This is a genomic window from Arthrobacter sp. SAFR-179, from assembly GCF_059414945.1.
This window is the reverse complement of the sequence record NZ_JBPFDM010000001.1, coordinates 363,506-385,474: the sequence shown is the minus strand read 5'-3', so window position 1 is coordinate 385,474 and position 21,969 is coordinate 363,506. Positions and strand designations below refer to the sequence as shown.

20 protein-coding genes are annotated in these 21,969 nt (G+C 62.8%); 1 reads left to right on the top strand and 19 read right to left on the bottom strand.

All coding sequences use genetic code 11. The annotated features are described in order from the left end of the window. Positions 1–734 precede the first annotated feature (734 nt). The 11 genes from rpsQ to rpsJ are packed head-to-tail and all read right to left on the bottom strand — an operon-like array spanning position 735 to position 6,087. Positions 735–1,040, bottom strand: coding sequence for a 30S ribosomal protein S17 (rpsQ, locus tag ACR65K_RS01960; protein ID WP_018769137.1), 306 nt, complete (start codon positions 1,038–1,040; stop codon positions 735–737). Continuing rightward, positions 1,037–1,366, bottom strand: coding sequence for a 50S ribosomal protein L29 (gene rpmC, locus ACR65K_RS01955; RefSeq protein WP_018769136.1), 330 nt, complete (start codon positions 1,364–1,366; stop codon positions 1,037–1,039). Before rpmC ends, rpsQ begins: the two co-directional genes overlap by 4 nt. 2 nt (positions 1,367–1,368) lie before the next feature. Next, positions 1,369–1,785 carry a 50S ribosomal protein L16 gene (gene rplP, locus ACR65K_RS01950; RefSeq protein WP_015937848.1) on the bottom strand — a complete coding sequence of 139 codons (417 nt, stop codon included), beginning with the start codon at positions 1,783–1,785 and terminating at the stop codon, positions 1,369–1,371. After that, complete coding sequence (gene rpsC, locus ACR65K_RS01945) at positions 1,786–2,616, bottom strand: 30S ribosomal protein S3 (RefSeq protein WP_056334253.1); 831 nt, start codon at positions 2,614–2,616, stop codon at positions 1,786–1,788. Beyond that, the gene (gene rplV, locus ACR65K_RS01940; protein ID WP_009358304.1) at positions 2,617–2,982 is read right to left on the bottom strand and encodes a 50S ribosomal protein L22; all 366 of its coding nucleotides are present in this window, start codon (positions 2,980–2,982) and stop codon (positions 2,617–2,619) included. Positions 2,983–3,020: 38 nt separating this feature from the next. Further along, positions 3,021–3,302, bottom strand: coding sequence for a 30S ribosomal protein S19 (gene rpsS / locus ACR65K_RS01935; RefSeq protein ID WP_003803803.1), 282 nt, complete (start codon positions 3,300–3,302; stop codon positions 3,021–3,023). Positions 3,303–3,314: 12 nt separating this feature from the next. Further along, on the bottom strand, positions 3,315–4,154 hold the full coding sequence (rplB, locus tag ACR65K_RS01930) for a 50S ribosomal protein L2 (protein WP_026264302.1): 840 nt from the start codon (positions 4,152–4,154) through the stop codon (positions 3,315–3,317). 29 nt (positions 4,155–4,183) lie between these two features. Continuing rightward, positions 4,184–4,489, bottom strand: coding sequence for a 50S ribosomal protein L23 (gene rplW, locus ACR65K_RS01925; protein WP_011692807.1), 306 nt, complete (start codon positions 4,487–4,489; stop codon positions 4,184–4,186). Further along, positions 4,486–5,106 carry a 50S ribosomal protein L4 gene (gene rplD, locus ACR65K_RS01920; RefSeq protein WP_440151151.1) on the bottom strand — a complete coding sequence of 207 codons (621 nt, stop codon included), beginning with the start codon at positions 5,104–5,106 and terminating at the stop codon, positions 4,486–4,488. Before rplD ends, rplW begins: the two co-directional genes overlap by 4 nt. A 4-nt stretch (positions 5,107–5,110) precedes the next feature. Next, a complete protein-coding gene (gene rplC / locus ACR65K_RS01915; RefSeq protein WP_013601833.1) occupies positions 5,111–5,761 on the bottom strand; it encodes a 50S ribosomal protein L3 in 651 nt (216 codons plus the stop codon). Positions 5,762–5,778: 17 nt separating this feature from the next. After that, on the bottom strand, positions 5,779–6,087 hold the full coding sequence (rpsJ, locus tag ACR65K_RS01910; RefSeq protein WP_003803825.1) for a 30S ribosomal protein S10: 309 nt from the start codon (positions 6,085–6,087) through the stop codon (positions 5,779–5,781). A 407-nt stretch (positions 6,088–6,494) separates the two neighbouring features. Between rpsJ and ACR65K_RS01905 the strand changes: the two genes are divergently transcribed. Continuing rightward, positions 6,495–7,931 (top strand): GH1 family beta-glucosidase, encoded by a 1,437-nt coding sequence (locus ACR65K_RS01905; RefSeq protein ID WP_440151150.1) that lies wholly within the window; start codon positions 6,495–6,497, stop codon positions 7,929–7,931. A gap of 36 nt (positions 7,932–7,967) precedes the next feature. On the opposite strand, the gene ACR65K_RS01900 is transcribed toward ACR65K_RS01905, so the two are convergent. From ACR65K_RS01900 to rpoB, 8 genes are all read right to left on the bottom strand, one after another. Further along, complete coding sequence (locus ACR65K_RS01900; RefSeq protein ID WP_056334247.1) at positions 7,968–9,218, bottom strand: Nramp family divalent metal transporter; 1,251 nt, start codon at positions 9,216–9,218, stop codon at positions 7,968–7,970. A gap of 105 nt (positions 9,219–9,323) precedes the next feature. Beyond that, positions 9,324–9,449: a hypothetical protein gene (locus ACR65K_RS01895; protein ID WP_440151149.1), complete on the bottom strand. Its 126-nt coding sequence runs from the start codon at positions 9,447–9,449 to the stop codon at positions 9,324–9,326. Positions 9,450–9,551: 102 nt separating this feature from the next. Then, on the bottom strand, positions 9,552–10,742 hold the full coding sequence (gene tuf / locus ACR65K_RS01890) for an elongation factor Tu (protein ID WP_056334246.1): 1,191 nt from the start codon (positions 10,740–10,742) through the stop codon (positions 9,552–9,554). A gap of 256 nt (positions 10,743–10,998) precedes the next feature. Continuing rightward, on the bottom strand, positions 10,999–13,113 hold the full coding sequence (gene fusA / locus ACR65K_RS01885; protein ID WP_142117238.1) for an elongation factor G: 2,115 nt from the start codon (positions 13,111–13,113) through the stop codon (positions 10,999–11,001). A gap of 69 nt (positions 13,114–13,182) precedes the next feature. After that, positions 13,183–13,653 carry a 30S ribosomal protein S7 gene (gene rpsG / locus ACR65K_RS01880; RefSeq protein WP_003803829.1) on the bottom strand — a complete coding sequence of 157 codons (471 nt, stop codon included), beginning with the start codon at positions 13,651–13,653 and terminating at the stop codon, positions 13,183–13,185. 1 nt (position 13,654) lies between these two features. Further along, positions 13,655–14,029 (bottom strand): 30S ribosomal protein S12, encoded by a 375-nt coding sequence (gene rpsL, locus ACR65K_RS01875; protein WP_009358312.1) that lies wholly within the window; start codon positions 14,027–14,029, stop codon positions 13,655–13,657. Positions 14,030–14,426: 397 nt separating this feature from the next. Then, the gene (locus ACR65K_RS01870; RefSeq protein ID WP_056334239.1) at positions 14,427–18,326 is read right to left on the bottom strand and encodes a DNA-directed RNA polymerase subunit beta'; all 3,900 of its coding nucleotides are present in this window, start codon (positions 18,324–18,326) and stop codon (positions 14,427–14,429) included. 104 nt (positions 18,327–18,430) lie between these two features. Continuing rightward, positions 18,431–21,940, bottom strand: coding sequence for a DNA-directed RNA polymerase subunit beta (gene rpoB / locus ACR65K_RS01865; RefSeq protein WP_018760463.1), 3,510 nt, complete (start codon positions 21,938–21,940; stop codon positions 18,431–18,433). Positions 21,941–21,969: the final 29 nt, after the last annotated feature.

Below are 21,969 nucleotides of genomic sequence, written 5' to 3'. Positions count from 1 at the left end.
CGGGGTGTCTCTTGACCTGCCTGGATTTTGCCAGACCAGGCCTAAACGCCCGTGCCAGAAGCAGTTGCTCCCACCCGGTCCGGGACGGATCCCGGACGCACAGGGGCACTATGCTGTGGCACGCTTGTTTACGAGGTTGATGATGGCGCGCGAAAGGCGCCATACAAACTCAATATCCTAGCACGTTTTCCGCCAGCCCCCATATCACCACCGTCCCCTGCCCTGCAAGACGGAAGGGCGTGCCTGCAAGTTGGACGACGGCGTCACGCACGGCAGTCTTTCGGCGCACCCCGGGGTGCCACTCCCCCGCCAACCCGCGCCCCGCCGTCGTCCGCCCGCTCACATTTGGCAGCCCCCAACCCAACGCCCGCTCACATTTGGCAGCCCCCAACCCAACGCCCGCTCACATTTGGCAGCCCCCAACCCAGCGCCCGCTCACATCAATTCCGCTTTTTAAGAGTTATGGCAGGAAAGTGAGCGGGCGTCGGGGGAACCCTCGCCAGACATGAGCGGGCGTCCCAGGAAAAGGCGTCAGAAGTGAGCGGGCGTTTGTGTGGGGTGCACGACGGCGTCACGCAGGGCAGCCTTTCGGCCCACCCGAGGTGCCGCTCCCCCGCAAAGCCAAGTCCCGCCGTCGTCCGCCCAGGCGAAAACCTGCCGGGCGTGACGCGTGCGTTAAACGAGGAAGCCCCCGCTCCCGGAAGGGAGCAGGGGCAACAGCTAAGCAGCAGGTGCTACTTGGCCTTCTCGAGGATTTCCACGAGCCGCCAGTTCTTGGTGGCGGACAGCGGACGGGTCTCGGCGATGACTACGAGGTCGCCGATGCCGGCGGTGTTCTCTTCGTCGTGCGCCTTGACCTTGGAGGTGCGGCGGATGACCTTGCCGTACAGTGCGTGCTTCACGCGGTCTTCAACCTCGACAACGATGGTCTTTTCCATCTTGTCGGAGACCACGTAGCCGCGACGGGTCTTGCGGTAACCGCGCTGCCCAGCCTTGGCTGCGGTAGCAGTTTCGGTCACGTTCTGGTCCTTTTCACTCACTTGGCGTCCTCCTCGGTCTCAGCCTTTTCAGCCTTGTCGGCCTTCTTGGTTGAAGCCTTCTTGGACTTCTTTTCTTCCTTGGCTTCCACAACCGGTGCGGCAACCTCGGCACGAATGCCCAGCTCGCGTTCGCGGAGAACGGTGTAGATGCGGGCGATGTCCTTCTTTACCGCGCGCAGGCGACCGTGGTTCTCCAGCTGTCCGGTGGCGGACTGGAAACGCAGGTTGAACAGCTCTTCCTTGGCCTTGCGGAGTTCTTCAACGAGACGCTCGTTGTCGAAACCGTCCAGCTGTGCGGGAGCCAGATCCTTGGATCCTACTGCCATTTCTACTCACCACCTTCGCGACGCACAATGCGTGCCTTCAACGGCAGCTTGTGGATTGCCAGGCGCAGGGCCTCGCGAGCTACCTCTTCATTGACACCGGAGAGTTCGAAGAGAACCCGGCCCGGCTTTACGTTGGCGACCCACCATTCCGGTGAACCCTTACCGGAACCCATGCGGGTTTCGGCCGGCTTCTTGGTCAGGGGACGGTCCGGGTAGATGTTGATCCAGACCTTACCGCCACGCTTGATGTGGCGGGTCATCGCGATACGAGCGGACTCGATCTGACGGTTGGTGACGTATGCCGGGCTCAGTGCCTGGATACCCCACTCACCGAACGAGACCTCGGTGCCGCCCGTGGCAGCGCCGGAACGACCCGGGTGGTGCTGCTTACGGTGCTTGACTCGACGTGGGATAAGCATTTAAGCCTGTCCTCCTTCTACAGCAGCAGGTGCTGCTTCAGCTGCCGGTGCCTCGGCAGCAGGAGCTGCGTCAGCGGCCGGGCGGTCGTTGCGACGACGGCGGTCACCGCGGTCAGCGCCACCCGGGCGGCCGGGACGGTCGCCACGGTTACCGCGGGACGGTGCGGCAGCAGCCTGTGCGGCCAGTTCCTTGGCGGTGACGTCACCCTTGTAGATCCAAACCTTCACACCGATGCGGCCGAAGGTGGTCTTGGCTTCGTAGAAGCCGTAGTCGATGTTCGCGCGGAGGGTGTGCAGGGGCACACGGCCTTCGCGGTAGAACTCCGAGCGGGACATTTCAGCGCCACCCAGGCGGCCCGAGCAGGCGATACGGATGCCCTTGGCACCTGCACGCTGTGCGGACTGCATGGCCTTCTTCATCGCACGGCGGAACGCCACGCGGGAAGTCAGCTGCTCTGCAACGCCCTGGGCCACAAGCTGGGCTTCCATCTCGGGGTTCTTGACCTCGAGGATGTTCAGCTGGACCTGCTTGCCGGTGAGCTTTTCGAGCTCGCCGCGGATGCGGTCTGCTTCTGCTCCACGGCGGCCGATGACGATGCCGGGACGGGCCGTGTGGATGTCCACGCGGACACGGTCACGGGTGCGCTCGATTTCGACCTTGGCGATACCGGCGCGCTCCATGCCCGTGGACATGAGCTGGCGGATGCGGATGTCTTCGCGAACGAAGTCCTTGTACCGCTGGCCGGCCTTGGTGCTGTCAGCGAACCAGTGCGATACGTGATCGGTGGTGATGCCGAGTCGGAACCCGTGCGGGTTTACTTTCTGTCCCACTTAGCGAGCCTCCTCTTTCTCCGGGGTAGCGACTACCACGGTGATGTGGCTGGTGCGCTTCTTGATCTGAAATGCACGACCCTGGGCACGCGGCTGGAACCGCTTCATGGTCGGGCCTTCATCAACAAACGCTTCGCTGATGATGAGGTCGCCTTCGTCAAACGCCACGCCGTCGCGGTCCGCGAGGACCCGGGCGTTGGAGATTGCCGACTGAACTACCTTGAATACCGGCTCCGAAGCTGCCTGGGGGGCAAACTTCAGAATTGCCAGAGCCTCATTCGCTTGCAATCCACGAACAAGGTTGACGACGCGCCGGGCCTTCATAGGCGTTACGCGGATGTGGCGCGCAATTGCCTTGGCTTCCATTGCTTTCCTTCTCTCGTCTTTGACGTAAACGCAGGCGCCTAGCGGCGCTTGCCCTTACGGTCGTCCTTGACATGGCCGCGGAATGTCCGCGTGGGAGCGAATTCGCCGAGCTTGTGCCCGACCATCGACTCAGTGACAAACACCGGGATGTGCTTGCGTCCGTCGTGCACGGCGATCGTGTGCCCGAGCATGTCGGGGATGATCATCGAACGGCGGGACCAGGTCTTGATGACGTTCTTGGTGCCCTTTTCGTTTTCCCTGGCTACCTTCACAAAGAGGTGCTGGTCAACGAAAGGACCTTTTTTCAGGCTGCGTGGCATGTGTCCAGGCTCCTATCGCTTGTTCTTGCCAGTACGACGGCGACGCACAATAAGCTTGTCGCTCTCTTTGTTGGGGCGGCGGGTGCGGCCTTCCCGCTTACCGTTCGGGTTGACGGGGTTACGTCCACCGGACGTCTTACCCTCGCCACCACCGTGCGGGTGGTCAACCGGGTTCATGGCAACACCACGGACGGTCGGGCGAACGCCCTTCCACCGCATACGGCCGGCCTTGCCCCAGTTGATGTTCGACTGCTCGGCGTTGCCCACCTCGCCGACGGTTGCGCGGCAGCGCACGTCAACGTTGCGGATTTCGCCGGAAGGCAGGCGCAGCTGGGCGAAGCGGCCTTCCTTGGCAACAAGCTGGATCGATGCGCCGGCGGAGCGGCCCATCTTGGCGCCACCGCCGGGACGCAGCTCCACTGCGTGGATGACGGTACCCACCGGGATGTTGAGCAGCGGGAGGTTGTTACCGGGCTTGATGTCAGCACCGGCACCTGCCTCTACAACGTCACCCTGGGAGAGCTTGTTGGGAGCGATGATGTAACGCTTGGTGCCATCAACGTAGTGCAGGAGGGCGATGCGAGCCGTGCGGTTCGGATCGTACTCGATTTCGGCAACGCGGGCGTTGACGCCGTCCTTGTCGTGGCGACGGAAGTCGATCAGACGGTACTGGCGCTTGTGTCCACCACCCTTGTGACGGGTGGTGATCTTACCGGTGTTGTTACGGCCGCCCTTTTTGGGCAGCGGACGTACCAACGACTTTTCCGGCGTCGACCGCGTAATTTCGATGAAGTCCGCTACGCTCGAGCCACGACGGCCCGGGGTAGTCGGCTTGTACTTACGGATTCCCATAATTTATTTCCTCGTTAAAGTGGTCTCCGCTACGCGAGCGGACCGCCGAAGATGTCGATGGTGCCTTCTTTGAGGGTGACAATCGCACGCTTGGTGTTCTTGCGGGTACCCCATCCGAATTTGGTGCGCTTGCGCTTACCGGCACGGTTGATGGTGTTGATCGATTCGACCTTGACGGAGAAGATCTTCTCCACGGCCAGCTTGATCTCGGTCTTGTTCGAACGGGGGTCCACCAGGAAGGTGTACTTGCCCTCGTCGATCAGGCCGTAGCTCTTTTCCGACACGACGGGTGCAAGCACGACGTCGCGGGGATCCTTGATGGTGGCTGCACTCACTTGGCATCCTCCTCGTTCTTAGCTGCCTTAGCGGCAACGAATGCGTCGTAGGCAGCCTTGGTGAAGACAACGTCATCAGAGACGAGAACGTCGTAGGTGTTCAGCTGGTCTACGTACAGAACGTGAACGCCGGCGAGGTTGCGCACGGACAGTGCGGCAACATCGTTATCGCGCTCGATGACGACCAGCAGGTTCTTGCGGTCGGAAAAACCGCGGAGCGTTGCCAGTGCGGTCTTGGCGGAGGGCTTGGTGCCTTCAACCAGTTCTGCGACAACGTGGATACGACCGTTGCGTGCCCGGTCAGACAGTGCGCCGCGCAGTGCAGCAGCAATCATCTTCTTGGGGGTGCGCTGGCTGTAGTCACGCGGGGTGGGACCGTGGACAATGCCACCGCCGGTCATGTGCGGAGCACGGATTGAACCCTGACGGGCGCGGCCGGTGCCCTTCTGCTTGAACGGCTTGCGTCCTGCACCGGAAACTTCAGCGCGGGTCTTGGTCTTGTGGGTTCCCTGGCGGGCAGCAGCGAGCTGGGCAACGACAACCTGGTGCAGCAGCGGCACGTTGGTCTGAACGTCGAAGATCTCTGCAGGCAGGTCAACCTGGACAGTGTTAGCCATTGGATTAGGCTCCCTTCACGGCGGTGCGTACGAGGACGACCTGGCCGCGGGCGCCGGGAACGGCACCCTTGATAAGGAGCAGCGACTTCTCGACGTCAACCGCGTGGACCGTGAGGTTCAGCGTGGTGTGACGAACGGCGCCCATGCGGCCGGCCATTTTCATGCCCTTGAAGACGCGGCTCGGGGTGGATGCGCCACCGATTGAACCGGGCTTACGGTGGTTCTTGTGGGCACCGTGGGAAGCTCCAACACCGTGGAAGCCGTGACGCTTCATAACACCGGCGAAGCCCTTACCCTTGGTGGTGCCGATGACGTCGATCTTCTGGCCGGCTTCGAAGACCTCTACGGAGAGCTCCTGGCCCAGCTCGTACTCGGCAGCATCTGCGGTACGGAGTTCGACGACGTGGCGGCGAGGCGTGACGCCTGCCTTTTCAAAGTGACCAGCCAGCGGCTTGGTGACCTTGCGGGGATCGATCTGGCCGTAGCCGATCTGAACGGCGACGTAGCCATCAGCTTCTGCATTGCGCAGCTGGGTGATGACGTTCGAGTCTGCCTGGACCACAGTGACGGGGATGAGCTTGTTGTTCTCGTCCCAGACCTGGGTCATGCCGAGCTTCGTGCCCAGCAGGCCCTTTACGTTACGGGTTGCGGTCATAGTTTCTCAGCACCTCCCTACAGCTTGATTTCGATGTTCACGTCAGCCGGCAGGTCGAGACGCATGAGCGAGTCGACAGCCTTCGGCGTGGGATCGATGATGTCGATAAGACGCTTGTGCGTGCGCATTTCAAAGTGCTCGCGGCTGTCCTTGTACTTGTGCGGAGAGCGGATCACGCAGTACACGTTCTTCTCCGTCGGCAGCGGCACGGGGCCTACTACCGTTGCGCCTGCGCGCGTGACCGTCTCAACGATCTTCCGTGCTGAAACGTCAATGACCTCGTGGTCGTATGACTTCAGCCGGATGCGGATTTTTTGTCCCGCCATGTCGCCTGACTCTCTTTCAGTCTGTGCTTCCCCGGTTTAGGGCTGCCCTGTTCACTTACTCGTTGTATGGCTGCCGAAGCATTTGAGGTCGTAACCACCATCCGCCGCACAAGCTGAATCCGGATGACTCCGGGTTCCTCAACCTGCCGGCGCAACCGACCCCCGCGGTCGGGCGTGTCGCGCTGAACACGCATACAAATCCGCAATTCCATTGGGGTGGGTTATGTTTGGTCTTCAGCTTGGACCCTGCACCCGGCATTATCCGGATCGGGACGCGAAGAAGCGCTTGAACAACTCATCTAGTATGCCGGAAATCCGTGGCAGATGCGAATCGGCTCCCGGTCCGGCCTGGTCAAGGGCCATTGCAGCCCATTGCCGGGGACAGGAACGCGCTGGATGATAGGGGCATGACCCTCGAAGGCACTGAATCGGTGACGGAACTGGCCGGACGCGTGCCGCCGTCGTTCACTCTTGGCGTCGCGGCGGCGGCGTTCCAGATCGAAGGCGCGCTCAAGTCCGGTGGCCGTGGACCATCTGGCTGGGACGCCTTTGCGGAAAAGCCTGGCGCCATCCAGGACGGCCACTCCCCCGCCGTGGCCTGCGACCACTACAACAGGTTCCCGGAGGATGTGGCACTGCTCAAGGAGCTGGGCGTCGACTCCTACCGGTTCTCGCTCTCCTGGCCGCGTATCCAACCCGACGGTCGGGGCGGCTTCAATGCGGAGGGCCTGGACTTCTACGACCGGCTGATCGACCAGCTCCTCGAAGCCGGCATCTCCCCCATGGCAACGCTCTACCACTGGGACACTCCGTTGCCCCTGGAACACCGTGGCGGCTGGCTGAACCGGGAGACGGCAGAGCGGTTTGGCGAGTACGCCAGGGCCGCCGGCGAACGGTTCGGTGACCGGGTGGCGCAGTGGGTCACCCTTAACGAACCTGTTTCGGTCACCTTGAACGGATATGCCCTGGGCGTGCATGCCCCCGGGCGCCGCTTGATGTTTAACGCCCTTCCGTCCATCCACCACCAACTCCTGGCTCACGGGCTCGGTGTACAGGCGCTGCGGGCGGCCGGAGTTTTGGGGGGCATCGGCCTGACCAACCTGCACTCGCCCGTCCGGCCCGCCAGCCGGAAGATCGGCGACCGACTGGTGGCCCATCTGTACGACCTGCTGGCCAACAGGATCTACGCCGACCCCGTCCTGCTGGGCCGGTACCCCACCTTGCCCTTGTACGCGAAGCCCTGGCTGCGTTCCCTCGGAAAAATCTCCGATGCCGACCTCCGCACCATCCACCAGCCGTTGGACTTCTACGGGCTCAACTACTATTTCCCGGTCAAGGTGGCCCTGGGCCCGGGCATCACGCCGATGCCTGCGGATATGCACAAGGAAGTGGCCAAGCTGCCCTTCCATGAGGTGGGCTACGCGGAGTTTGGCAGCACCGGATTCGGCTGGCCGGTGGCGCCGGACCATTTGGGAATCCTGCTGCAGGAAATGCGGGACCGGTACGGGGAGGCCCTCCCGCCGGTTTACATTACCGAGGGCGGTGCCAGCTTCCCTGAACCCGACCGTGTTGCCGGAACACTTGAGGACACCGACCGGGTGGAGTACCTGGCCGCGCATCTGGGAGCGGCACTGGATGCCACCGCTCCTGGCGGCAAGGCCGAGGGCGTTGACCTCCGGGGCTACTACGTCTGGACGCTGATGGACAACTTCGAGTGGGCAGCAGGCTACTCGCAGCGCTTTGGACTGGTGCACGTGGACTTCGAGACGCAGGAGCGGAGTCCCAAGCGGTCCTTCTACTGGTACCAGGCGTTGTCCAGGGCACGGAGCCACCGCCGGGCGTAGTGCACGGCGGGGCGCGCCGGCCCCGGGTCCCCGCTGCTACCCCTGTCCCACCACCGTGAGGAAAATCAGGACGCAGTTCAGGCCGACGATCAGGGTGGCACTGGTCCATCCGGCGATCCGAAGCGGCTTCGAGTCGGCGTGGACCCCCATCACCTTGCGGCTGCCGGTGAGCCGGATCAATGGAATCAGGGCGAACGGAATGCCGAAACTCAGGAGAACCTGGCTGAGGACCAAAGCCAGCGTGGGTTCGATGCCGGCGCCGAGGACCGCCAGCGCGGGAATCAAGGTGACCGTCCGGCGGGCCAGCAACGGAATCCGCACCTTCAGCAGGCCGCCCATGATGGTGGCACCCGCGTAGCATCCCACCGATGTGGATGCCAGGCCGGATGCCAGGAGGCCCACCGCGAAGACGACGCCGATCACTGGCCCGAGCGCGGACGTCACCGCAGCGTGGGCACCGGCGATGGTGTCGGTTCCCTCCACGCCCCGAAGGCTGGAGGCAGCCAGCAGCAGCATGGCGATATTGACGACGCCGGCCAGCAGCAAAGCGCCGGCGACGTCCACGCGGGTGGTCCGGATCAGGCGGGTCCTGACGGCCGGGTCCTCCGAGAAGCCATGGCGGTCTCGGGCCAGGGCCGAATGCAGGTAGATGGCGTGCGGCATGACGGTGGCACCGAGCATGCTCGCCGCGAGCAGTACCGTATCGGTTCCCTCGAAGCGGGGCACCAGCCCGGCCAGGGCTCCCCCGGCGTCCGGCGGTGCGACGAAGAGGCCCGAAACGAACCCGACCGCAATCACGCCCAGCAGGGTGAGGATGGCAAATTCGAAGGACTTTTGGCTGCGGTGCGACTGCAGTGTCAGCAGGAGCATGGACGCCAGCCCGATGATGACTCCGCCGGTCAGCAGGGGCAGGCCGAACAGCAGGTTGAGGGCCACTGCCCCGCCGATGACTTCGGCCATGTCCGTGGCTCCGGCAACGATCTCAGCCTGAACCCAGTAGGCGCGGCGGCGGCGCGTGCCAAGGCGCTGGCCGAGTATCTCCGGCAGGCTCATGCCAGTGGCGAGCCCGAGCTTGGCGGACTGGTACTGGATCAGCACGGCCATCCCGTTGGCAGCCACAAGGACCCACACCAGGAGGTACCCGAAGCTGGCGCCCGCGGTCAGGTTCGCGGCCACGTTGCCCGGGTCCACATACGCAATGGCGGCCACGAACGCGGGTCCGAGCAGCAGCAGGCGCGACCAGAGCCTGGTGGTGGCGGGTTCCGCCGTCATTGTTGAAACAGCCATCACGTAGTCCTCGTCGTTGCGGGCGTCGATACAACGAGGATACCGCGAATTTAGGTATACCGAAAAGTAGGAATAAGGCCTACCGGCATGTGGCGGCTGTCCCTGCTACTGGTTCTTGTTTGACCTGTTGATCCGCTTGGCGCGGTCAATCTCATGCCGGAAATATTTGCGGGTCCAGAGCACGCCGGCTACAACGGCAACCGCGATGATCAGGAAGATAAGCCATCCCATGATGATCTCCTTTCAGTGCTGCAACAGTATCAGTGGCCTGTTAACGAAAAAGAACAGCCCCGCTGCTACTGCAGCGGGGCTGTTCTTTCAGTTCAGCAAGTATTACTTGATGATCTTGGTGACACGTCCCGAACCAACGGTGCGGCCGCCTTCGCGGATAGCGAAGCCGAGGCCCTCTTCCATAGCGATCGGCTGGATGAGCGCAACGGTCATCTCAGTGTTGTCGCCAGGCATAACCATTTCCGTGCCCTCGGGCAGGGTGATAACGCCGGTTACGTCCGTGGTACGGAAGTAGAACTGCGGGCGGTAGTTGGAGTAGAACGGGTTGTGACGTCCGCCTTCGTCCTTGGAGAGGATGTAGACGTTGGCCTCGAAGTCGGTGTGCGGGGTGATGGAACCCGGCTTGACGACAACCTGGCCACGCTCGACATCGTCGCGCTTCAGACCGCGGAGCAGGAGGCCACAGTTCTCGCCGGCCCATGCTTCGTCGAGCTGCTTGTGGAACATCTCGATACCGGTAACCGTGGTCTTCTGGACCGGGCGGATGCCGACGATCTCGACCTCGGAGTTGATGGCGAGGGTTCCACGCTCGGCGCGGCCCGTAACTACGGTGCCACGGCCGGTGATGGTGAAGACGTCTTCGATCGGCATCAGGAACGGCTTGTCGCGGTCACGTACGGGGTCCGGAACGGACTCGTCGACTGCAGCCATCAGGTCCTCAACGGACTTGACCCACTCGGGGTCGCCTTCCAGGGCCTTCAGGCCGGAAACGCGGACCACGGGAGCTTCGTCACCATCGAAGCCCTGCGAGCTCAGGAGCTCACGAACTTCCATTTCAACGAGGTCCAGCAGTTCCTCATCGTCAACCATGTCGGCCTTGTTCAGGGCGACCAGCAGGTAGGGAACACCAACCTGGCGGGCGAGCAGAACGTGCTCGCGGGTCTGTGCCATGGGGCCGTCGGTAGCAGCAACCACGAGGATTGCGCCGTCCATCTGGGCAGCACCGGTGATCATGTTCTTGATGTAGTCAGCGTGACCCGGGGCGTCTACGTGTGCGTAGTGGCGCTTTTCGGTCTGGTACTCCACGTGGGAGATGTTGATGGTAATGCCACGCTGACGCTCTTCGGGAGCAGAGTCGATCGACGCGAAGTCGCGCTTCTCGTTGAGATCCGGGTACTTGTCGTACAGCACCTTGGAAATGGCGGCCGTCAGCGTCGTCTTACCGTGGTCAACGTGACCAATGGTGCCGATGTTGACGTGCGGCTTAGTCCGCTCGAACTTTGCCTTTGCCACAGGTTCCTCCTAGAACGTTTTCAAATGACGTACCCTCCTGCCGCTCTTGTCGCGGCAGAAACTCAGGTAAGTCTACTTGGGGGGCTTTGGTTTGGTGAAATTGCAGATTCAGGAACTAATACTAGTCCCAGGATCCTGTTCGTGCAGGGGCCGGACCGGCTGCCGGATGAATCCGATGGGCCCGGCCTCCTGCACAGGCTGTGCTTTCCGTTGCCGGCAAGCGCACCCGAGTTTGTTGCTTTGAGCAGTCCGGGGACTACTCGCCGCGGGACTTCTGGATGATCTCGTCGGCAACAGCCTTCGGGACCTCGGCGTAGCTGTTGAACGTCATGGAGTACACAGCGCGGCCCTGGGTCTTGGAGCGCAGGTCACCGATGTAGCCGAACATGCCGGACAGCGGAACGTGCGCACGGATGACCTTGACGCCCTGTGCATCTTCCATGGACTGCATCTGGCCACGGCGGGAGTTGAGGTCACCGATAACTTCACCCATGTATTCCTCAGGGGTGCGGACCTCGACATCCATCAGCGGTTCGAGCAGGACCGGGTTCGCCTTGCGTGCAGCTTCCTTGAAAGCCATACGGCCGGCGATCTTGAAGGCCATTTCCGAGGAGTCAACATCGTGGTACGCGCCGTCGATCAGCGTGGCCTTGATGCCGACAACCGGGTAACCCGCCAGGACGCCGTCGTTCAGTGCGTCCTGGATGCCCGCGTCAACAGACGGGATGTACTCGCGCGGAACGCGGCCACCGGTGACCTTGTTCTCGAACTCGTACAGCTCGCCCTCGGCGGTGTCCAGCGGCTCGATGGCAATCTGGATCTTTGCGAACTGACCCGAACCACCGGTCTGCTTCTTGTGCGTGTAGTCGTGGCGTTCGACAGCACGCTTGATGGTTTCGCGGTAGGCGACCTGGGGCTTGCCCACGTTGGCCTCGACCTTGAATTCGCGGCGCATGCGGTCCACCAGGATGTCCAGGTGGAGCTCGCCCATGCCGGCGATGATGGTCTGGCCGGTGTCTTCGTTGAGGGACACCTGGAAGGTGGGGTCCTCAGCGGAGAGCTTCTGGATGGCCGTGGAGAGCTTCTCCTGGTCACCCTTGGTGTTCGGCTCGATGGCAACCGAGATCACGGGCTCCGGGAAGCTCATGGACTCGAGGACGATCTGGTTGGCGGAGTCGCACAGGGTATCGCCTGTGGTGGTGTCCTTCAGACCGATCGCTGCGTAGATGTGGCCGGCGGTAGCGCCCTCAACAGGCATTTCCTTGTTGGCGTGCATCTGGAAGAGCTTGCCGATGCGCTCCTTCTTGCCCTTGGTGGAGTTGACCACCTGGGCGCCTGCCTCAACGTGACCGGAGTACACGCGGATGAAGGTGAGCTGGCCGAAGAAGGGGTGCGCAGCAATCTTGAAGGCCAGTGCGGAGAACGGCTCTTCGGAAGAAGGCTTGCGGGTCAGTTCCTTCTCTTCGTCGCGGGGATCGTGGCCGACCATCGGGGGGACGTCGAGCGGGTTGGGCAGGTAGTCCACAACTGCATCGAGCATGGGCTGAACGCCGCGGTTCTTGAAGGCGGAACCACAGAAGATCGGGTACAGCTCGGAGTTGATGGTCATCTTGCGGATGCCGGCCTTGAGCTCGTCGATCGAGATCTCTTCACCCTCGAGGTACTTCTCCATGAGTTCCTCGGAGGACTCTGCGACGGTCTCGACGAGGTTCGCGCGGTACTCCTCGGCCTTTTCCTGGAGGTCAGCCGGGATCTCACGGATCTCGTACTTGGCACCCATGGTGACGTCACCCTTGGCATCGCCGGGCCACACCAGAGCGCGCATGTAGAGCAGGTCCACGACGCCGATGAAGTCGTTCTCGGCACCGATGGGCAGCTGCATGACCAGCGGCTTGGCACCGAGGCGGCTGATGATGGTGTCTACGGTGAAGTAGAAGTCAGCGCCCAGCTTGTCCATCTTGTTGACGAAGCAGATACGCGGAACGTTGTACTTGTCAGCCTGGCGCCAAACGGTCTCAGACTGCGGCTCAACACCTTCCTTGCCGTCGAACACGGCAACTGCACCGTCGAGGACGCGCAGGGAGCGCTCTACCTCAACCGTGAAGTCCACGTGGCCCGGGGTGTCGATGATGTTGATCTGGTTGTTTTCCCAGAAGCAGGTCACGGCGGCAGACGTGATGGTGATGCCGCGTTCCTTTTCCTGTTCCATCCAGTCGGTGGTCGAAGCGCCGTCGTGCGTTTCGCCGATCTTGTGGTTCACACCCGTGTAGAACAGGATGCGCTCGGTTGTGGTGGTCTTGCCGGCATCAATGTGGGCCATGATGCCGATATTGCGGACCTTACTAAGGTCGGTAAGCACGTCCTGTGCCACGGGGTCTCCTTTTGGGATGGACTACGCGTTCGCCGCCGGCTCGATCGAGCCGGCGGCGTCCGGGGAGTATTACCAGCGGTAGTGTGCGAAGGCCTTGTTGGACTCGGCCATCTTGTGGGTGTCTTCGCGACGCTTCACAGCGGCACCGAGACCGTTGGAGGCATCCAGGATTTCGTTCTGGAGGCGCTCGGTCATCGTCTTTTCACGGCGGGCCTTGGAGTAGCCAACCAGCCAGCGCAGGGCGAGTGCGGTGGAGCGGCCCGGCTTGACCTCAACCGGAACCTGGTAGGTGGCGCCACCGACGCGGCGGGAGCGAACCTCGAGCGAAGGCTTGACGTTGTCCATGGCCTTCTTCAGGGCTGCAACGGGATCGCCGCCGGACTTGGCGCGTGCGCCTTCGAGTGCACCGTAGACAATGCGCTCTGCCGTGGACTTCTTGCCGTCAACGAGCACCTTGTTGATGAGCTGGGTTACCAGCGGGGAACCGTATACCGGATCCGAAACGAGCGGCCGCTTGGGGGCCGGACCCTTGCGAGGCATATTACTTCTTCTCCATCTTTGCGCCGTAGCGGCTGCGGGCCTGCTTACGGTTCTTCACACCCTGGGTATCGAGGGCGCCACGGACGATCTTGTAGCGGACACCCGGGAGGTCCTTAACACGACCACCGCGAACGAGCACAATGGAGTGCTCCTGCAGGTTGTGGCCAACACCGGGGATGTAGGCGGTAACTTCCACGCCGCCGTTGAGGCGCACACGGGCCACCTTGCGCAGAGCCGAGTTCGGCTTCTTCGGGGTGGTGGTGTAGACGCGGGTGCAGACACCGCGGCGCATGGGGCTGCCCTTAAGCGCGGGAGCCTTGGTCTTTGAGACCTTAGGCGTGCGGCCCTTGCGGACCAGCTGGTTAATCGTAGGCACTCTCGTGTTCTCCGTTTTTCCGGAGTGGCTGTTTCCGGCCACTCTCCTGTTGCGTTGCCCCGCCGCCCGGGCCTTGAAGAAGATCTCCAGGGCGGCGAAGGCGAAGCCTTAATAGTCGGATCGCATCCCCGGGGGCGACTGGTGTCGAACAAGTCCCTAGGCATGCAAAAATGTGGCATACGTTGCACAAGAACCCTGCAAACCGGAAACGTCGCTCTGGCCCAGCCTTTCAGCTAAAACCGGCGCTCTCATCCACTGCCACAATAACAATTGGTAACAAGTCTAGCATGGACGGGCTCCATGCCTTAATCGGGGCCCCTCCCCCTTGGGTTAAAGCGGGATGGTCCCCCACCTTGCGGTGCGGGACCATCCCTTTGTAAGGCTCTACCGGAGTTGGTTACCGGAAGTCGTTGCCCAGGTCGTAGTCATCCAGCGGGATGGCGTGGAACTCGGGAGCTCCGTCACCGCCCAGGGTGTCGTACGAGAAGTCACTGAATGCGCTGGGGCCGGTGAACAGGTTGGCCTTTGCTTCCTCAGTGGGCTCCACGGTGACCTCGGTGTAGCGCGGGAGGCCCGTGCCGGCCGGGATCAGCTTACCGATGATGACGTTTTCCTTCAGGCCCAGCAGCGGATCGCTCTTGCCTTCCATGGCCGCCTGCGTCAGGACGCGGGTGGTCTCCTGGAAGGAAGCTGCGGACAGCCAGGACTCGGTGGCCAGCGACGCCTTGGTGATGCCCATGAGCTCAGGACGTCCGGAAGCCGGAGTCTTGCCCTCGGACACAACGCGGCGGTTGGCGTCCTCGAACCGGCTGCGCTCGGCGAGCTCGCCGGGCAGCAGGTCCGATTCGCCGGACTCGATGACCGTGACGCGGCGCAGCATTTGGCGGACGATAACCTCGACGTGCTTGTCGTGGATACCGATGCCCTGGCTGCGGTACACGCCCTGGACTTCGTCCACCAGGAACTTCTGTGCCGCACGCGGACCCATGATGCGCAGGACCTGCTTGGGGTCCACCGGGCCGTTGATCAGCTTCTGTCCAACGGAGACGTGGTCGCCGTCTTCGATCAGCAGGCGTGAACGGCGCAGGACCGGGTAAGCGATCTCTTCCGTTCCGTCATCCGGGGTGATGACCAGGCGCATCTGGCGCTCGGACTCTTCAATGGTGATGCGGCCGGCTGCTTCAGCAATCGGGGCAACACCCTTGGGAGTACGGGCTTCGAAGAGCTCCTGGATACGGGGCAGACCCTGGGTGATGTCGTCGCCACCGCCGGCGGACACAGCACCACCGGTGTGGAACGTACGCATGGTCAGCTGGGTACCGGGTTCACCGATGGACTGTGCGGCGATGATGCCCACGGCCTCACCGATGTCCACGGTCTTTCCGGTGGCCAGCGAACGGCCGTAGCACAGGGCGCAGGTGCCGACGCTGGACTCACAGGTGAGTACGGAGCGGACCTTGACCTCGGTGATGCCTGCCTTGAAGAGCTCGTCGATAACGACGTCGCCGCAGTCGGTCCCGGCTGCTGCGAGGACGTTGCCCTCGGAGTCAACGACGTCGACGGCCAGCGTACGTGCGTACGCGCTGTTCTCGACGTTCTCGTCCAGGACGAGCTCACCGTTGGAGTCGGCGACGGCGATCGGCGTGACCAGGCCACGTTCGGTGCCGCAGTCCTCTTCACGAACGATAACATCCTGCGAGACGTCCACCAGACGACGGGTCAGGTAACCCGAGTTGGCGGTACGCAGGGCGGTATCGGCCAGACCCTTACGGGCACCGTGCGTGGCGATGAAGTATTCCAGCACCGACAGGCCCTCACGGTAGGAGGACTTGATGGGGCGCGGGATGATCTCACCCTTCGGGTTGGCCACCAGGCCACGGATACCCGCGATCTGTCGGACCTGCATCCAGTTACCACGTGCACCCGAGGACACCATGCGGTTGATGGTGTTCATCGGGGACAGGCTCTCACGCATCACCGAGGCGATGTCGTTGGTGGCCTTGTTCCAGATCTCGATCAGTTCCTGGCGGCGCTCGTCGTCGTCGATCAGGCCCTTGTCGTACTGGCCCTGGATCTTGGCGGCCCGCTCCTCGTACCCGGCAAGGATTTCCGGCTTGGCAGCCGGGACCTCGATGTCGGAGATGGCGACGGTGACGCCCGAACGCGTGGCCCAGTAGAAACCGGCATCCTTCAGGTTGTCCAGCGTTGCGGCGGTGACAACCTTCGGGTAACGCTCGGCGAGGTCGTTGACGATGCGGGACAGTTCGCCCTTGTCGGCAACAGCCTCAACCCAGGGGTAGTCCTCGGGCAGGGTCTCGTTGAAGAGAACCTGGCCCAGGGAGGTCTGGACGAGCGCGGGCTGACCCGGCTCCCAGCCTTCGGGAGCTTCCCAGCCGGCGTAGGGCACGAAACCCTCGAGGCGGATCTTGACCTGCGAGTTCAGGTGCAGCTCGCGGGCGTCGAACGCCATGATGGCTTCCGAAACCGAACCGAAGATGCGGCCTTCGCCGGCTGACCCCTTCCGCTTGGTGGTCAGGTGGTACAGGCCGATGATCATATCCTGCGAGGGCAGGGTGACCGGACGTCCGTCAGAGGGCTTCAGGATGTTGTTCGAGGACAGCATCAGGATGCGGGCCTCAGCCTGGGCCTCGGGGCTCAGCGGCAGGTGCACTGCCATCTGGTCGCCATCGAAGTCGGCGTTGAAGGCGCCACAAACCAGCGGGTGAAGCTGGATTGCCTTGCCTTCAACAAGCTGCGGCTCGAACGCCTGGATACCCAGGCGGTGCAGGGTAGGTGCACGGTTGAGCAGCACCGGGTGTTCGGTGATGATCTCTTCCAGCACGTCCCAGACCTGCGGACGGTAGCGCTCAACCATGCGCTTGGCCGACTTGATGTTCTGGGCGTGGTTGAGGTCAACCAGGCGCTTCATCACGAACGGCTTGAAGAGCTCCAGGGCCATCTGCTTGGGCAGGCCGCACTGGTGCAGCTTCAGCTGCGGGCCGACGACGATGACCGAACGGCCGGAGTAGTCGACGCGCTTGCCGAGGAGGTTCTGGCGGAAACGGCCCTGCTTGCCCTTGAGCATGTCGCTCAGGGACTTCAGCGGACGGTTGCCCGGTCCGGTGACCGGACGGCCACGGCGGCCGTTGTCGAAGAGGCTGTCAACAGCTTCCTGAAGCATGCGCTTCTCGTTGTTGACGATGATCTCCGGAGCACCCAGGTCAAGCAGGCGCTTGAGGCGGTTGTTGCGGTTGATCACGCGGCGGTACAGGTCGTTGAGGTCGGAGGTCGCGAAGCGGCCACCGTCCAGCTGGACCATGGGGCGCAGTTCCGGCGGGATCACCGGGACGGCGTCCAGGACCATGCCAAGCGGGCTGTTGTTGGTGGTCAGGAACGCGTTGACCACCTTCAGGCGCTTGAGGGCACGGGTCTTGCGCTGGCCCTTGCCGTTGGCGATGACGTCGCGCAGCAGGTCGGACTCGGCCTGCATGTCGAAGTTCTCAAGGCGCTTCTTGATGGCTTCGGCACCCATGGAGCCTTCGAAGTACATGCCGTAGCGGTCGCGCAGCTCGCGGTACAGGCCTTCGTCACCTTCGAGGTCGGCGACCTTGAGGTTCTTGAAGCGGTCCCAGACCTGCTCGAGCCGCTCGATGTCGGCGTCGGCACGCTTGCGCACGTTGGCCATCTGGCGGTCGGCGGAGTCGCGGGCCTTCTTCTTGTCGGCAGCCTTGGCGCCTTCGCCCTCGAGGCGTGCGATTTCGCCTTCGAGGTCGCGGGCGATTGCGGCGATGTCGGCGTCGCGGTTGTCGATCAGCTGCTTCTTCTCGATGTCGTGCTCAACCTGCAGGTTGGGCAGTTCCTCGTGGCGGGCAGCCTCGTCGACGCTGGTGATCATGTAGGCAGCGAAGTAGATGACCTTTTCGAGGTCCTTCGGAGCCAGGTCAAGGAGGTAGCCCAGGCGGGACGGAACACCCTTGAAGTACCAGATGTGGGTTACAGGTGCGGCCAGTTCGATGTGGCCCATGCGCTCACGGCGGACCTTGGCGCGGGTGACTTCAACGCCACAGCGCTCACAGATGATGCCCTTGAAGCGCACGCGCTTGTACTTGCCGCAGTAGCATTCCCAGTCCCGGGACGGGCCGAAGATCTTCTCGCAGAAGAGGCCGTCCTTCTCGGGCTTGAGCGTGCGGTAGTTGATGGTTTCCGGCTTCTTAACCTCGCCGTACGACCAGCCGCGGATGTCTTCCGCGGTGGCGAGGCCGATCTGCATGAGGCCGAAGGAGGATTCGCTGGACATATGGTCCCTGTTCTCTCTTGTTCTCTAAATTCTGAAGTCTTAGGTGCGGGATGAGGGAGGGGGCGTACGACGGCGGGTGGTCACCCGCCGTCGTCAACCGCCTGCTAGACCTCTTCTACGGAGCTGGGCTCTGCGCGAGACAGATCGATGCCCAGTTCCTCCGCAGCCGTGAAGACTGCGTCATCAGAGTCACGCATTTCAATTGTGGTTCCGTCCGTGGAAAGAACTTCCACGTTCAGGCACAGCGACTGCATTTCCTTGATCAAGACCTTGAAGGATTCGGGAACGCCCGGCTCGGGGATGTTCTCGCCCTTGACGATCGCTTCGTAGACCTTCACGCGGCCGTGGATGTCATCCGACTTGATCGTGAGGAGTTCCTGGAGCGTGTAGGCGGCGCCGTAAGCTTCGAGCGCCCACACTTCCATTTCACCGAAGCGCTGGCCACCGAACTGTGCCTTACCACCCAGCGGCTGCTGCGTGATCATGGAGTACGGGCCGGTGGAGCGTGCGTGGATCTTGTCGTCCACCAGGTGGTGGAGCTTCAGGATGTACATGTAGCCGACCGAGATCGGATCCGGGAACGGCTCGCCGGAGCGGCCGTCAAACAGGCGGGTCTTGCCGGAGGAGTTGATCAGGCGGTCACCGTCGCGGGTCACGTTGGTGGAATCCAGCAAGCCCGTGATTTCCTCTTCGCGGGCACCGTCGAACACCGGCGTTGCAACAGTGGTGGGACCACTTTCGCGCGGCAGGTTCGGCAGCTGCTTGACCCACTCGGGCTCGCCCTCGATCTTCCAACCGGTCTTGGCAACCCAGCCAAGGTGGGTTTCGAGCACCTGGCCCACGTTCATACGGCCCGGAACACCCAGCGGGTTCAGGACGATGTCAACGGGGGTGCCGTCGGCAAGGAAGGGCATGTCCTCAACGGGGAGGATCTTGGAGATAACACCCTTGTTGCCGTGGCGGCCGGCGAGCTTGTCGCCGTCGGTGATCTTGCGCTTGGCGGCCACGTAGACGCGGACCAGCTGGTTCACGCCCGGAGGCAGCTCGTCATCGTTGTCGCGGTCGAAGACGCGCACGCCGATGACGGTGCCGGACTCGCCGTGGGGCACCTTCAGGGAGGTGTCGCGGACTTCGCGGGACTTCTCGCCGAAGATGGCGCGCAGCAGGCGCTCTTCCGGGGTCAGTTCGGTTTCACCCTTCGGGGTGACCTTTCCAACCAGGATGTCCCCTGCTTCAACCTCGGCACCGATGTGGATGATGCCGCGCTCGTCCAGGCCGGCCAGGACTTCCTCGGACACGTTGGGGATGTCACGGGTGATTTCCTCGGCACCAAGCTTGGTGTCGCGGGCATCGATTTCGTGCTCCTCGATGTGGATGGAGGAAAGGACGTCCTCGGCAACGATGCGCTGCGAGAGGATGATGGCGTCCTCGAAGTTGTGGCCTTCCCATGACATGAATGCCACGAGCAGGTTCTTGCCCAGTGCGAGTTCACCCTGGTCCGTTGCCGGGCCGTCGGCGATGATGCCGCCAACTTCCAGGCGCTGGCCTTCGTTCACCAGGACACGGTGGTTGTAGCAGTTGCCCTGGTTGGACCGGGCGAACTTGTTGATGCGGTAGTTGGTCTCGGTGCCGTCGTCGTTGAGCATGATGACGAGCTCGGCGGAAACCTCGGTGACCACACCGGCCTTCTTGGCGATGACAACGTCACCGGCGTCGACGGCGGCGGCGCGCTCCATGCCGGTGCCCACGAACGGAGCCTCGGAACGGACCAGCGGCACAGCCTGGCGCTGCATGTTGGCACCCATGAGTGCGCGGTTGGCGTCGTCGTGCTCCAGGAACGGGATCAGGGCGGTAGCCACGGACACCATCTGGCGCGGGGAGACGTCCATGAACTCGACATCCGCAGCGGGAACGAGGACGGGCTCGCCTCCACCACCACGGGCACGGACCAGGACGGTGTCTTCAGCGAACTTGTTGTTCTCGTCCAGCGGCGCGTTGGCCTGGGCGATCAGGACCTCGGCCTCGTCGTCGGCTGTCAGGTACTGGACGTCGTCGGACACGACGCCGTCCTTGACCAGGCGGTACGGGGTCTCGATGAAGCCGAACGGGTTGATGCGTCCGTAGGATGCCAGCGAACCGATTAGGCCAATGTTGGGGCCTTCAGGGGTTTCGATGGGGCACATACGTCCGTAGTGGGACGGGTGCACGTCACGGACTTCCATGCCGGCGCGGTCACGGGACAGACCACCGGGGCCAAGGGCCGACAGGCGGCGCTTGTGGGTCAGGCCCGAGAGCGGGTTGTTCTGGTCCATGAACTGCGACAGCTGGGAAGTTCCGAAGAACTCCTTGATGGCAGCAACGACGGGGCGGATGTTGATCAGGGTCTGCGGCGTGATGGCCTCGACGTCCTGGGTGGTCATACGCTCGCGGACAACGCGCTCCATTCGGGACAGGCCGGTGCGGACCTGGTTCTCGATGAGCTCGCCGACGGCGCGGATGCGGCGGTTGCCGAAGTGGTCGATGTCGTCGATCTCGACGCGCAGATCCACTTCCTGGCCATCGCGGGTGCCCTTGATGGTCTTCTCGCCGGCGTGCAGCGCGACGAGGAACTTGATCATGGCCACGATGTCTTCAACGTGCAGGACAGAGGCTTCCTTGTCGCCAAGGGAGCGGTCGATGCCAAGCTTGCGGTTGATCTTGTAGCGGCCAACCTTGGCCAGATCGTAGCGCTTGGAGTTGAAGTACAGGTTGTCCAGCAGGGACTGGGCAGCCTCGACGGTGGGCGGCTCGCCCGGACGCAGCTTGCGGTAGATGTCCAGCAGGGCGTCTTCGCGGGTTTCGGTGGCGTCCTTCTCCAGGGTTGCCCTCATGGAGTCGTACTGGCCGAACTCTTCGAGGATCTGGCCTTCGGTCCAGCCAAGGGCCTTCAGCAGCACGGTGACGGACTGCTTGCGCTTGCGGTCGAGGCGGACACCGACCTGGTCACGCTTGTCGATCTCGAGCTCGAACCACGCACCGCGGGACGGGATGATCTTCGCGGTGAAGATGTCCTTGTCACTGGTCTTGTCGGCGGCGCGCTCGAAGTAGGCGCCCGGCGAACGGACCAGCTGGGAGACGACGACACGCTCGGTGCCGTTGACGACGAAGGTGCCCTTCTCGGTCATCAGCGGGAAGTCACCCATGAACACGGTCTGCTGCTTGATTTCGCCCGTGTTGTTGTTCATGAACTCGGCCTTGACGTACAGCGGAGCCGAGTACGTTGCGTCCCGGTCCTTGCACTCGGCCATGGTGTACTTGGGGTCAGCGAACTCCGGATCGGAGAAGCTCAGGGACATGGTGCCCTGGAAATCCTCGATCGGGGAGATCTCTTCAAAGATGTCCGACAGGCCGGACGTGGTGGCGACGCTGAGATCGTTTTCTTCGACAGCCTTTGCCACGCGTGCCTGCCAGCGCTCATTGCCGACCAGCCAGTCAAAGCTGTCCGTCTGCAGGGCAAGCAGATTCGGAACGTCAAGAGGTTCGTGAATCTTTGCGAATGAGAGCCGGCGAGTGGCACCATCAGTGCTGTCGGCAGTGTTAGCGGTTTCGTTATTAGAGGTGCTCGAGGCGACCAAGAGGGATCCTTCCACAGACCTTCAGGCGT